Raw genomic sequence first — 12,813 nt, 5'->3', positions numbered from 1 at the left:
GAACCGTGAGCGGTTAGTGCACGTCCGCGGTCCGCATCGCCTCGACGCGGATGTCCTCGGTCAGCCGCGCCTTCAACGCCGAGAATTCCGGACTGGTCTTGAGCGTGTAGTGGCGCGGATGCGGCAGGTCGATGGCGACATCCGACTTGATGCGGCCGGGCCGCGCCGTCATCACGATCACGCGCGAAGCCATGAAGATCGCCTCCTCGATGTCGTGGGTGACGAACAGCACCGTCTTCTTGCGCCGTTCCCATATGCCGAGCAGCAATTCCTGCATCAGCCCGCGCGTCTGGTTGTCCAGAGCCCCGAACGGCTCGTCCAGCAACAGGATTTCCGGATCGTTGGCCAGCGCCCGGGCGATCGCCGTGCGCTGCTGCATGCCGCCGGAAAGCTGCTTCGGCCAATGGTTCTCGAACCCTTTCAGGCCGACGAGATCGACATAGGAGGCGACGATCCCGTCCCGCTCCTCTTCGGCCATGCCGCGTTCGCGCAAGCCAAAGGCGATATTTTCGGCGACCGTGAGCCAGGGAAACAGCGTGTAGGACTGGAAGACCATGCCGCGGTCCGGTCCCGGTCTCGTCACCGCCTTGCCGTCAAGCAGAACGCGGCCTTCGCTTGGCGCCTCCAGACCGGCGACGATCCGCAACAGCGTCGACTTTCCGCAACCCGACGGCCCCAGAATGGTGATGAAGTCATTGGCCGCGACCGCCAGGTCGACCGGCATCAGCGCCCTGACGGGTTCTCCGCCCCGCACGCCGGCAAAGGTGCGCGAAACACCCTCGATGAGAAGCTTGCTCACGTCAGGCTCCACGGAAAGAGCCAGCGGTTGAACGCCTTGAAAGCGAAGTCGGACAACAGCCCGATCAGGCCGATGACGATGATGCCGAAGATGATCTGCCCGGTCGCCAGCCGCGACTGGCTGTTGATGATCATATAGCCGATGCCCGACGACGAGCCGATCAGTTCGGCGACGATGACGTAGGTCCAGGCCCAGCCGAGCACCAGCCGCAGCGTCTCGACGATTTCAGGCGCGTTGGCCGGCATGATCACCCGCCTGACGATGCCATTGTTGGGCGAGCCCAGCGTATAGGCCGCCTCGACCAGGTCGCGCCGCGTTGATCCGACCTTGACGGCAATGATCAGGATGATCTGGAACACCGAGCCGACGAAGATGACGAGCAGTTTTTCCAGTTCGCCAATGCCGGCCCACAGGATGAGCAGTGGAATGAAGGCCGATGCCGGCAGATAGCGGGCGAAGGAGACGAAGGGCTCCAGAAAGGCTTCCACCGGCTTCCAGGCGCCCATGGCGATGCCGAGCGGCACGGAGACGACCGAGGCCAGCACAAAGCCGCCGAAGACTCGCCAAATGGTGATCAGTATGTCGAGCCAGAAACGGTCCTCGACCAGCAGCCGCCAGCCGTCCCGCAGCATCGACAGCGGATCGGCGAGGAAGATGCGGTTGACGTGGCCGCCAAGCGTGATCCAGGCCCAGAAGACCACGAACAGCACGAAGAAGGAAATGCCGAGCACTGTTCGCAGGCCCGGCGAGACAGGATGCAAGGGGCGCATCTTCGTCCTTTGTCAGCAGGAAGGCGGCGGCGCTCTGCGCCACCGCACGGTATCCAGGGGTTGAGCCGTCAATTCGCCACGGCGCTGGTGTCGGCCAGCGTGGCGACGTCGGGCGCCTCCTTGATCAGCCCCATCTGCAGCAGCAGGTCGCCGGCGGTCTTGGAAAAGTCCTGGAATTCCTTGGTGAAGAACTGCTTGTTGTCGGCCTTGTCGGCCCATTTCAGGTACTTCGCCGAATCCTCGAATTCCTTGGCCGACTGTTTCACGTCGGCGCCCATGATCTCGTAGGATTTCTGCGGATCTTTCTTGATCAGGTCGAGCGCGTCGAAATAGCTGTCGGCAAGCGCCTTGGCGGCGTCGGGATTGGCCTTGAGGAATTCGGGCGTGCAGCCGACCGTATCGAGAACCATCGGATAGTCGAGCGTGGTCGCCAGGATATGGCCCTGGTCGGCCTTGTCGCGCACGGCCGAGATGAAAGGCTCATAGGTAACAGCCGCGTCATTCTGGCCGGCGAGGAAGGCTTGTGCCGCCGCGTCAGGCTCGAGATTGACGACCGTCACGTCCTTGGTCGACATGCCGTTCTTGTTCAGCACCCAGGCCAGCATGAAATAGGGCGACGTTCCCGGCGCGGAGGACGCTACGTTCTTGCCCTTGAGATCGGCGACGGTCTTGATGTCGTTGCGCACCACGATGCCGTCGGCACCATAGGATTTGTCGAGCTGGAAAATCTGCTTGGTGGTCACCCCGCTGGCGTTCCAGACCAGCCAAGTCTCGACCGTGGTGGCGGCGCATTGCAGGTCGCCGCTGGCTATTGCGAGCGGCCTACTGGCCTGCGGCACCTTCTTCAAGGTCACGTCGAGGCCATGTTTCTCGAACAGCCCTGCCTGCTTGGCGAGTGTCAGCGGCGCGAAGCCGGTCCAGCCGCTGATGCCGATGGTCAGTGACGTGGCGGCCATCACCGGTGCGGATAAGCCCGCGGCAAGCGTCAATGTCGCGGCAAATACGGTTATCCTGTTCATATCAGTTCCCCTTTGTTTTTCTGGGGGAAATTGTTCACAGAGGCCGATGGGCTTGTCAATCAACAGGAACGTGTTCGCGCGGAAAGCAGCCGACAACCCGGTTTGGGATTGCCCTACCGGCTGTCGGGCATCCAGTTGCGGTTGCGCCACATTTTCTCGCCGATCTGGCAGTCGGCGGCGGACTTGTCCTGCGCCAGCACCACCGGCGGGTGATCCGCCTCCGCCGCCGCCCATTGCGGTGACGCCGGGCCGGCAAGCTCCAGCACCAGCTTGCGGCGGATGGCTTCGGGAAATTGCGTCCAGTCGTTGACCGGGATCATGAAGGCGCCGGCGCCGCCGATGACGCAATCACTGTAGTAGCGGTCGAGATCGTTGACGTCATAGACGCCGGAAAAGCCGCCTCGGGTCATCAGCGGCAGGCCGTTGATGACGATGCCTTGCCTGACCACCCCGTCGCGGACGAGATTGACCGGCGCGCCCTGGTTGTTTGGCCCGTCGCCCGAAATGTCGATGACGCGCTTGGTTCCCTGGTAGCCGCTTTCGGCGAAAAGGTCGCTGCCGAACTCAAGCGCGCCGGAGATCGAGGTGCGCCGCGCGCTGTTGGGCGGCTGGGCCGACAATTGCGCCACCACCCGCTCCGCGTCGGCCGGGGTCGCGATTACCGTCCACGGCACGATGACGCGTTGCCAGCTGGTGCCGGCCCATTCGACATAGGTGACGGCGATCTTGCCATAGGCGCCATCGGCGATCGCCTGCAGCACATTGTCATGCGTCAGCGCCGCCGCGTAACCATGGCGCTGAATCTCCAGCTCCTCCGCCGACATCGACAGCGAAACGTCCACCGCCAGCACCAGCTCGACATCGACCGGCTCGTCCGCGCGGGACGTTGGCGCCAGCCAGAGCACCAACGCCAGTGCAGCAGAGGCGGAAAGCAGATGTCTTGCGCAGGGCAAACCAGACATTGCGCAAGGGTAAGCGAGAATCGTCCACCGAAAAAGAGAAAAGCCCGGCCGTGGCCGGGCTGATCCAATCTATGCGAGCCCTACCGCTGGGCGATCAGCTCCGCGGCTTCAGATTTTCCGGGTCGTAAAGCGGCCTGTAACCGACGCCGACGACTTCGACCGGATAGGTCTCGCCGAAATACTCGACCATGAGCTTGCGGCCCTCCTGCGCATAGGCCCAGGGCAGATAGGCGAGCGCGATGTTCTTGCCGATCGTCGGGCCGTAGGCGACCGATGTGGTGAAGGAGCGACGGCCGAGTTCGTCGACCAGCGTTTCTCCGCTCTCCGGGTCAATCACCGGCATGATGCCGACGGGATAACGGGCAACACCCCTGGAATCCGTATTCTCGGTCATCACCAGCGTGCACAGCATGGCCGGCTGATGCGCGCGTTCGCGGTATTCGACATGCTTGGCCTTGCCGCAGAAATCGTTCTCCTTGACCTTCGGACGGGCGAGATCGGCCTCCAGCAGATTGTACTCGGTCAAGAGGTCGGCATTCTGCAACCGCAGGCTCTTTTCCATGCGGCGGGTGTTGGCATAGGTCTCGACACCGAACGGCATGACGCCGGTCGAGCGCAGCGCGTCCCAGACGGCGAGGCCATCCTCGTAGCGCATATGCAGTTCCCAGCCTTGCTCGCCGACATAGGATATGCGGAACGCGGTGACATCCTTGCCACCGATGCGGACCGGCTTGATGGCCGCGAATGGAAAATTCTCCGGTGAAAGCCCATCCGGGTTCTCGACCACCTTTTGCAAGGTGGTGCGGGCGTTCGGCCCCCAGATGCCGATGGTGACGTACTTCTCGGTCACATCGGTGATGGTGACATCGAACCCTTTGTCCTGAGCCGTGCGGCGCATGTACTGGAAGTCGCGCGGCCCGGCATCGGCGCCGTCGATCAGCCGGCAGCGGTCGGCCATGCGGATCACGGTGAAGTCGGCGCGCACCATGCCTTCCTCATCGAGGAAGTGGGTGTAGATGCCCTTGCCGATGTTGTTGTCGCCGCCGATCTTGGCCGCGCACAGCCATTCCAGCAGTGCGACATGGTCGGGTCCCTCGATGTCATACATCGAGAAATGCGAGAGGTTGACGATGCCGCAATCCTCGCTCATCGCCAAATGCTCTGCGTTCGAGACGCGCCAGAAGTGGCGGTTGTCCCACTCGTTCTCGCGCACGGGCACCCGGTTGCCGTACTTCTCGAGCAGATGCTCGTTGGCGGCGTAACCATGGGCGCGCTCCCAGCCGCCGAGTTCCATGAAATAGCCGCCGAGTTCCTTCTCACGCTCCCAGAATGGCGAGCGCCTGATGTTGCGGCCCTTGGAGAAGGGTTCGCGCGGATGCACCGCCGGATTGTAGACCTTCATCGCCGTCTCGGTGCAGCGATCCCAGATGAATTGCTCCTTGGTCTGGTGCGGGTAGAAGCGCGCATAGTCGATGGCGTGGTGGTCGATCGCGGTGCGGCCGTCGGTCATCCAGTCGGCGATCAGCTTGCCCATGCCGGGGCCGTCCTTGACCCAGATGGCGACGGCGTACCAGAGACCCCTCACCTTCTGGCTCTCGCCCATCGACGGCCCGCCATCGGCGGTCACCTGCAACAGGCCGTTGAAGGAATGGCCTTCGTTGTAGCCGAGTTCGCCCAGGATCGGCGTCAGTTCCATGGCGCGTTCGAGCGGCGCCAGGATCTGCTCCATGTCGAGATCGCGCTGCGACGGCGACAGCCGGGCCTGGTCCTTTTCAAGCAGATCGCGCGGGTGGCAGAGGCGTGGATTGGTCTCCTCGTAGTAGCCCCATTCGATCTGGCCGCCCTCGGCGGTCTTGGGGTCGCCGGTGTCGCGCATATAGGCCGAGTTGCCCTGGTCGCGCAGCAGTGGCCAGCCGATCTCCTTGCCGGTGCCGGCAAACTCGGTGTACGGGCCGAAGAAGGTCAGCGGATGGTCGATCGGCATGACCGGCAGATCCTCGCCGACCATCTCGGCGATCAGCCGCCCCCAGATGCCGGCGCAGACGATGACATAGTCGGCCTCGATCGTGCCGCGGTCGGTCACCACGGCGCTGATGCGGCCGTCCTTGACGACAAGCGACTTCGCCGGCGTGTTGGCGAAGGATTTGAGTTTGCCGGATGCCTCAGCCTGGTCGACCAGCTTGCCGGCAACGGTCTGCGAGCGCGGGATGACGAGGCCGGCGTCCGGATCCCACAGGCCGCCCTGCACCAGATCCTGTTCGATCAGCGGGAACTTTTCCTTGATCTCGGCTGGTTCGATCAGCCGGGCACGCGTGCCGAAGGCCTTGGCCGAAGCGATCTTGCGCTTGATCTCGTCCATGCGGCTGTCGTCGCCGACGCGGGCGACCTCGAGGCCGCCGACGCGCGCGTAATGGCCCATCTTCTCGTAGAAATCGATGGAGTAGAGCGTCGTCCAACAGGACAGGAAATCGTGGCTGGTGGTGTAGCAGAAATCAGACGCGTGCGCCGTCGAGCCGATATCGGTCGGGATGCCCGACTTGTCGATGCCGACAATGTCGTCCCAGCCGCGTTCGATCAGATGATGAGCGATCGATGCACCGACAATGCCGCCAAGGCCAATGATGACGACCTTCGCTTTTTTCGGAAACTCTGCCATTGCCCGCGACTCCAAGTGCTGTTGCGGGCGGCGTCGGCGCCCGTTTGATCGGCGCACAATATGCAGGCGGCGGGCACGGCGCTACCGCCTGTTTGCGACACGCCACGGATGCGGCGCGACCCGCCATGAATCAGGAAAAACAGCTACCCGTCAGGCAAACGCCCAGACGTCCTCGGCCTGGAAGCCGACCTCGTAGCCCGCCGTTTTGAGCTTGACCACGACCTGGCCGATTTCCAGGGCGGGTAGCGCGCCGACCTCGACCTTGATCATGCCGGGACGGTAGCGCTTGAGGTCGAGCTGCTCGAACACGATCCAGTCGGCGCCTTCGCAATCGACGAGGAAGGCGTCGATATGGGTGATGCCGTTGCGGTCGAGCAATGTCTGCAAGGTCTCCGACGGCACCTCGATGTCTTTCAGATGCGGCGCGAACTTGTTGAAGTTGGCGTCGGCCTCGCCCCAGGCGTTCTTGCCCGACATCAAATTGGTGTCGGTCACCGACGAGCAGCCGATGAACTCGATCGGCAGCGTGCCGGCCTCCAGCGCCGCGGCATCGAAAGTGTGGACGGTGATGGTGCCCTTGGTCCTGGTGACGGCAACCGGCTCGATGATGAAGCGGTCGGTATCGGGATAGTTGGCGCGCAGCCGCTTCTGGTTGTACGGGATCGGCTCGACCAGCATGGCGCGGGCCTTTGGAATGCGGTGCAGCCACGGCGTCACGTCATCGAACAGCGCGCCATCGCAGGCGCCCACATTGACCATCTGGAATGGCCGGCCGCCAACACCGAAGCGCGCCTTCAGCGCCGCCTTGGCCAGGAATTTGGTGCCGCGCAGTGACGGCCCGCGATCGAGCAGGCCGGCGGGAAGGCCAAGCGACAGGGCAATGCGCGCCAGGCTTGAAACCGAACTCATGATTTGTCTCCGGGAATGACGTGCAAGGCGGCGCGATGCTGGCCACGGGCGACCGCCGCCCACAGTTCCATGAAGGGCGGCGCCAGCAGCAGGAATGGCGGGATCAGATGCGGGAAATAGATGCGCGTGTCGTGGATCGGAAAGACGGTGAATTTGGCCAGCGCGCCGAGCACCAGTGCCGCGAACAGGATACCGGCGCGGCGATCGAGCTTGAAGCCGGCCCGGCCGGCCGCGAACCACCCGGCCAGCGCCAGCACCGAGACCCCGACCCAGCTGTTCAGGTTGACGGCGCGCAGCAGCGAGGCGGCAAACGCCCGGAGATAGGCGGTGACGGAAAAACCCGGCTCGAACCCGTCCATATTGTAATGCTGCTCGATGCTGGAGAACCACAGATGCGGCCACCAGCCGGGATGATGCGCCCAATGCGAAATGGCGAAATAGGCGGCCAGCGAGGCGCCAAACCCCGCCAATGCACCCCATGCCTTCTGCCGGAGCACGACCAGCAGGACCGCCAAAACGGCAAGGAAAACAATGTTGTCAGGCCGCACCATGAAGGCGAGGAAGAGCAGGGTCGCCGTCGCTGCCTCGCGGCCGCGGACATAGGCATAGAGACCACCGAGCAGCAGCGCTGACGTCAGCAGGTCCGGCGTCGAGGCGCGCGCGGCGTCACCGAAATCGGCCACGATCAGCAGCGCGCCGACCACCGGCGCCAACGCCAATGCCTTTTCCCCGCGCAGCCAGAGCAGCGTGATCATGCCGAACAGCAGTACCGAAAAAACCTGCACCAGCCGCATCGCCTCGACCGGCGACATCACCGCGCTCAGGGTCGACAGGATCTCGGCATAGAGAAACTTGATCCGGTACATGCCGAGCAGCGAATGGAAGTCGGCGGCGTTCTGCGCCATGTGGCTGCGGAAGCCGCCGCCATCGTCGGTCAGCGCCTTGTAGTCGCCGGCCGAGACACCCGATTTGACGGTGTCGTAGGTATAGTCATGCAGCGCTTGCGCATCGGGGTAGGTGCTCTCCTCCGATATGGCGAGATAGGGCAGCATGTCCCAGTTGGCGTCGGGCATCACCCAGGCCGTGAACGCCGTCAGAAGGATATAGAGCGCGAAAGCCGCGGCGCCGATCGGAGCCGCCAGCCGCGCATAAGTTCCCTCACCCCACGCCAGACCGGCCTCGACGAGCCGGTCGAGTGGATTCTTTGCAGAGGGCGACTTGGTCAGCATGACAGTGTTCAGCGAACCTCGTTAACGGACTTGGCTTTTGACGAAATCCTTCACGATCGCCACGATGCCGCGCGACAAAAGGCTGTCGAAGGCGTCGACGAAGCGGTCGACATGCTCGCGCTGGCAGATCAGCGGCGGCTCCAGCCGGATGACGTTGCGGTTGTATTCGGTGAAGGCGACGAGCACGTCATAGTCGCGCAACAACAGCGCGCCGACGAAGCCGGACAGCGAGCCCTTCAGCTTGTCGTCGAGCACGCTGACGATGGGGCGCAGTACCATAGGCAAGGTCTGCGAGAAGTCGTGGAACTCCAGGCCAATCATGAAACCCTTGCCACGCACGTCCTTGATGATCTTGGGGTATTTTTCCCTGAGCGCCTGCAGGCGCTGCAGCAGGTAATCGCCGGTGACGGCGGCGTTGTCGATCAGCCCCTCGTCGTAGAGCACGTTGATGCCCTCGATCGCGGTGGCGCACGCCTCGCCCATGCCACCGAAGGTGGCCATGGCATGGATCATCGCCGTCTTCGGCGTGCCGTAGGCCTTCATGTAGATTTCGCGGCGCGCAATCATCGCACCGACCGCTGCCTTGCCGGCGCCAAGCGACTTGGCCAATGCCGTCACGTCAGGCACGACGCCGTAATGCTCGAAGGCATAGAAGCGGCCCGAGCGGCCATAGCCGCACTGGACTTCGTCGGCGACCCACAGCACGCCATACTGGTCGCACAGCGCCCGCAGCTTTTGCCAGTATTCAGTCGGCGCCTGAATGATGCCGCCGCCGCCCTGGATGGTTTCCAGCACGATGACGCCGACTTCCGGATCGGAGCGGAACAGGCGCTCCACGGCTTCGATGTCGGCGAAGGGAATGCGCACCGTGTTGTCGGCCATCTTGAAGTCGGCGCGATAGAGCTGGCCGTCGGTGATGCCCAGCACACCCTTGGTCTTGCCGTGGAAGGAATTCTCAGCATAGACGATCTTCGGCCGCTTCGGACCGGCGGCGCGCTCGGCGAGCTTCACCGCCGCTTCCATCGCTTCCGAGCCGGACGAGCCGAGGAACACCATATCGAGATCGCCAGGCGAGCATTTGGCGATGTTGTGCGCCAACGCGGCCGCATATTGCGACATGAAGGCGATGGCGATTTCCTGCCGCTTTTCCTCCTGGAATTTTTTGCGGACTTCCAGAATGCGCGGATGGTTGTGGCCGAAGGCCAACGAACCGAAGCCGCCGAAGAAATCGAGGATCTTGCGGCCGTTCTGGTCGATGTAGAACATACCCTCGGCACGCTCGATCTTGATCTTGTGGAAGCCGAGCAACTTCATGAAATGCAGCTGGCCGGGGTTGAGATGCGCCTTGAACAGGTCGGTCATCCCTGCGACATCCATCGCCTTCGCCTGCTCGACGCTGATCAGGTCGGGCTTGGCGATGGTGGCGGGCGACAGCGCCGGCGCGCTGACCAGGGCGCGCGTATTCGTCTGCTCCGGCTTGGCCATGACGGTCATTTCAATCTCCTGTCAGCGCTCCGACCAGCGTCGTGCGCAATAAGCTGTGTTGGCAGGCCGCTATTCGCCGGGCACATGTTTGGTGGCGACAGCGGGACCTGCCTTCTTGGCGCGGTATTCGCTGTAGGCGGCGATCAGCATGTCCTCGTCGCGGTATTGCGGCACCCAGCCGAGCTGGCGCTCGGCCTTGGATACGTCGAGCACGCATTCCTCGTCGGCGATCAGATATTGCTCGGGATCCATGATCGGCAGGTTGATGAGATCAAGCAGGTCGAGCGTGCGCTTGACCGCCCAGCCGGGCGTAGGCAGCAGGATCGACTTCGAGCCGGCATGCCGGATCAGGTCGCCGAGCAATTTTCTCACCGGCGGCGGGTTGAGCGAGCCGAGATTATAGGCCTCGTTGGGCACACCGGCCTTCCAGGCCGCGCGTGCGGCCTCGGCGCAGTCGAACACCGAGATGAATTGATAAGGGTTGCGGCCCGAACCGATCATCGGCACCGGAAAACTCCAGTCGATCAGCTTGAACAGCTTTTCCAGGATGCCGAGCCGGCCGGGCCCGATGATCAGGCGCGGACGAAACAGCGAGATCGACATGCCGCGCCTGCGCCATTCGGCGGCCAGTTCCTCGGTCTTCTGCTTCGACCAGCCATATTCGCCCAGCGGCGCGACCGGATGCTCCTCGGTCATCGGCTGGGTGACCGTGTGGCCGTAGATCATGTCGGTCGTGTAGTGGACAAGCTTCGGCGCGCCAGCCTTGTCCATGGCCTGCATGATGTGCTCGGTGCCGTGGACGTTGACCGGAAAGAAGAAATCGTGCCGCTTGGCACGCACCTGGATAGGCGACAGCATCTTGGCCGACAAATTGTAGACCATGTCGTCGGCTTTCAGCCCGACCGCGGCAACCGAGCCCGGGTCGGTGACGTCGCACTTGATGAAGCGGACATTGCGGTAATGCGCAAGGTCGCTCTTGGCGATGTCGACGACGACGACTTCCTCACCATCGGCCACAAGCTTCGGCGCAAGGTGGCGGCCGACGAAGCCGTCACCGCCGAAAATCACATGTCTCATCGAACGATCTCGTTTGCCTGTATCTTGTCGGAGGTGATGGACGCGCTCTGCTCCTCATGCCCTCGCCCACTTTGCGCGATCAGCACCGTGCCGACGCAGATGCAGGCGATGCCGGCGATGCGCCAGCCGTTGAGATCCTCGCGGAACACGAAATAGGCGAAGATCGCGACGGCGACGTAAGCCAGGCTGAGAAACGGATAGGCAAAGGAGAGTTCGACTTTGGAAAGCACATAGAGGTGCGAGACCATCGAAATGACGAAGGTGCACAGGCCAAGGAAGACCCAGGGGCTGAAGACGATCTGCAACAGCTTGATCAGCGGATTGGTGCCCTCGAACGAAATCGGTCCGAGCGACATCATGCCTTGCTTCAGCATAAGCTGCGCGGCGGCATTGGTCATGACCGTAAAGAGAATGAAGACGATATATTTCATTTCAACCCGCCACCCCCGCAATATCAGGTAATACAAATCTGAAAAGATTTCGTGAACTCACGAGACTATTTTGAGTAAACCTTGCCGTTAAGCGCTCAGAAACCATGATTAATTCCAATTTTATCTATTCGGCCGCCTCGGCGCCGCGGCGCCTGTGGTCGATGCTCCCGGCCGTACGCGCCCAGAAATCGGATATGAAGGCGGGATCGCGCAACGCTTCCAGTCTCGGCCAGTCGGGGAACGAAGCGCTGAAGGTCGCAGCCGACATGCGTGCATCCTTGTAAGGGTTGACCGCCCCGCCGGCCGCGATGGTCATGCGGTCGAGCTCGCCGAGCAGGGCAAGCGTCGCCGCTCCCCTGTTGGGGAAGTCCAGCGTCAGCGTGTAGCCCGGCCTCGGGAACGACAGCAGTGCCGGCGAGCGGACTCCGCCGAAGCGCTTCAGGACGGTGAGGAAGGACCCCTGCCTGGCCTGGCGGGCAGCCGTCAGCAATGCCGGCACGATCGCGCGCGCCGCCTCTTCCGGGACCACGCTTTGATGCTGGAACAGCCCCTTCGGGCCATAGAGCCTGTTCCAGTCGTGCAAACCGTCGAGCGGGAAGAAAAAGCCCTGGTATTCGACCTGGCGCGGCACGGTAGCCGGGCGTTTTTTCCACCTGTAGGCAGCGTTGAACGCGGTCAGGAACGGCCGGCTGAGCACGTTGAAAGGCGGCTGGAACGGCACCGAGAATTTCCCGTTTGCACGCGCGGCCGCGTGCGAGCCATGCTCGGCGTGGTTGCCGGTAAACAGCAAGCCCCGTCCGCTGTCGCGGCCACCGGCAAGTTGGTCGATCCAGGCGACGGCATATTCATTGGCCTGGTCCGCAGCCTCGGCAAGGTCGAAATATTCGCCGAGATCGCGAAACCGCGCCGTCTTTTCGATGATGTCGAGCGAGGGAACCCGCATCAGCCGGATCGAGGCCGACAGGATCAGGCCGGTGAGGCCCATGCCGCCGATGGTCGCCCGAAACAGGCGCGGATTGTCAGTCGCCGAGCAGCGATAGCTGCGCCCGTCCGACCGCAGCAGGGTGAAGCTTTCCACATGGCAACCGAACGTGCCGCGCCGGTGATGGTTCTTGCCATGGACATCGTTGGCAATGGCGCCGCCGAGCGTGACGAATTGTGTGCCGGGGACCGCCGCCGGAAAGAAACCGTGAGGCGCGGCGTGTGCAATGACATCCGCGAGCAGCACACCGGCATCCGCTTCGAGCAGACCGCTCTCGGCGTTGAAGCCGCGAATGCGGTTCAGGGGCCGCATGTCGATGACCGTACCGGCCTGGTTCTGGCAGGAATCGCCGTAGGACCGGCCATTGCCATAGGCAAGCAGCGATGCTTGCCTGGCCTGGCCGCCTTTCAGCAGTGCAATGGCGTCATCGGCATGCATCGCCCTTGCCGCAGGCGGCGTGGCAAGGCCAAAGCTCTGGAAGCGCTCGGCCATGC

11 protein-coding genes are annotated in these 12,813 nt (G+C 63.1%); all 11 read right to left on the bottom strand.

What is annotated here, in order from left to right; genetic code table 11:
* Positions 1 to 13: 13 nt before the first annotated feature.
* The 11 genes from EN851_RS02010 to EN851_RS01960 all read right to left on the bottom strand — a co-directional run bounded on the left by EN851_RS02010 (position 14) and on the right by EN851_RS01960 (position 12,811).
* Complete coding sequence (locus EN851_RS02010; protein WP_127871534.1) at positions 14 to 799, bottom strand: ABC transporter ATP-binding protein; 786 nt, start codon at positions 797 to 799, stop codon at positions 14 to 16.
* A complete protein-coding gene (locus EN851_RS02005; RefSeq protein ID WP_135928422.1) occupies positions 796 to 1,569 on the bottom strand; it encodes an ABC transporter permease in 774 nt (257 codons plus the stop codon). The genes EN851_RS02010 and EN851_RS02005 overlap by 4 nt, the downstream gene beginning before the upstream one ends.
* Before the next feature lie 68 nt (positions 1,570 to 1,637).
* Positions 1,638 to 2,588, bottom strand: a complete 951-nt coding sequence (locus tag EN851_RS02000) for an ABC transporter substrate-binding protein (RefSeq protein WP_127279860.1) — start codon at positions 2,586 to 2,588, stop codon at positions 1,638 to 1,640.
* A 113-nt stretch (positions 2,589 to 2,701) separates the two neighbouring features.
* Complete coding sequence (locus EN851_RS01995; protein WP_189521745.1) at positions 2,702 to 3,550, bottom strand: DUF1194 domain-containing protein; 849 nt, start codon at positions 3,548 to 3,550, stop codon at positions 2,702 to 2,704.
* 94 nt (positions 3,551 to 3,644) lie between these two features.
* Positions 3,645 to 6,206, bottom strand: a complete 2,562-nt coding sequence (locus tag EN851_RS01990; protein WP_135928420.1) for an FAD-dependent oxidoreductase — start codon at positions 6,204 to 6,206, stop codon at positions 3,645 to 3,647.
* A 150-nt stretch (positions 6,207 to 6,356) separates the two neighbouring features.
* Positions 6,357 to 7,115, bottom strand: a complete 759-nt coding sequence (locus EN851_RS01985) for an FkbM family methyltransferase (RefSeq protein ID WP_135928419.1) — start codon at positions 7,113 to 7,115, stop codon at positions 6,357 to 6,359.
* On the bottom strand, positions 7,112 to 8,344 hold the full coding sequence (locus tag EN851_RS01980) for a hypothetical protein (protein WP_135928418.1): 1,233 nt from the start codon (positions 8,342 to 8,344) through the stop codon (positions 7,112 to 7,114). The genes EN851_RS01985 and EN851_RS01980 overlap by 4 nt, the downstream gene beginning before the upstream one ends.
* Before the next feature lie 21 nt (positions 8,345 to 8,365).
* On the bottom strand, positions 8,366 to 9,838 hold the full coding sequence (locus tag EN851_RS01975; RefSeq protein WP_135928417.1) for an aspartate aminotransferase family protein: 1,473 nt from the start codon (positions 9,836 to 9,838) through the stop codon (positions 8,366 to 8,368).
* Between the two features lie 60 nt (positions 9,839 to 9,898).
* On the bottom strand, positions 9,899 to 10,906 hold the full coding sequence (locus EN851_RS01970) for an NAD(P)-dependent oxidoreductase (protein ID WP_127277685.1): 1,008 nt from the start codon (positions 10,904 to 10,906) through the stop codon (positions 9,899 to 9,901).
* Complete coding sequence (locus EN851_RS01965; RefSeq protein WP_127277684.1) at positions 10,903 to 11,337, bottom strand: EamA family transporter; 435 nt, start codon at positions 11,335 to 11,337, stop codon at positions 10,903 to 10,905. Before EN851_RS01965 ends, EN851_RS01970 begins: the two co-directional genes overlap by 4 nt.
* A 124-nt stretch (positions 11,338 to 11,461) precedes the next feature.
* Entirely contained in the window at positions 11,462 to 12,811 is a 1,350-nt protein-coding gene (locus EN851_RS01960) for an FAD-binding oxidoreductase (RefSeq protein ID WP_135928416.1), read from the bottom strand.
* Positions 12,812 to 12,813 lie beyond the last annotated feature (2 nt).

The sequence above is a fragment of the Mesorhizobium sp. M8A.F.Ca.ET.208.01.1.1 genome (assembly GCF_004791315.1).
Taxonomy (GTDB): Bacteria; Pseudomonadota; Alphaproteobacteria; order Rhizobiales; family Rhizobiaceae; genus Mesorhizobium.
Note: the sequence above shows the minus strand (reverse complement) of the source record. Positions and strands in the feature narration are given on the sequence as shown.